Source organism: Methylobacterium frigidaeris, assembly GCF_022179185.1.
Taxonomy (GTDB): Bacteria; Pseudomonadota; Alphaproteobacteria; order Rhizobiales; family Beijerinckiaceae; genus Methylobacterium; species Methylobacterium frigidaeris.
In genome coordinates, this window is record NZ_BPQJ01000183.1 from 1 (window position 1) to 282 (window position 282).

Genomic DNA, 282 nt, shown 5'->3' on the forward strand with positions numbered 1-282 from the left:
TGAGCAACTTCTCGATCACCGCGGCGGTGACCGCCCGCTGACTCTTGCGGGTGCGTGGCCGCCGGTTCGCCCGCACGGCGAGAGATAGGGCGGTCCGTAGGCGCGGTGCCTTGAACGGTCCTTCGACGCCGCGGAAGCGGTGCAGGGTCGACCAGTGGGCGAGGCGACGGCGCACGGTCGAGACCGCGTGCGGACCGGCGACCCGGAGCAGGCTGCGGGCCCGCAGATCATCCTCGACGGCGCTGGGCATGCCGTGGCGGGGATCGCTCTCGCGCTCGGCCG

The 282-nt window shown here is 73.4% G+C and carries 1 pseudogene; it reads right to left on the reverse strand.

The window, feature by feature from the left end:
* Positions 1-250, reverse strand: a pseudogene (locus MFF64_RS36785) (integrase); the annotation flags it as partial.
* Positions 251-282 lie beyond the last annotated feature (32 nt).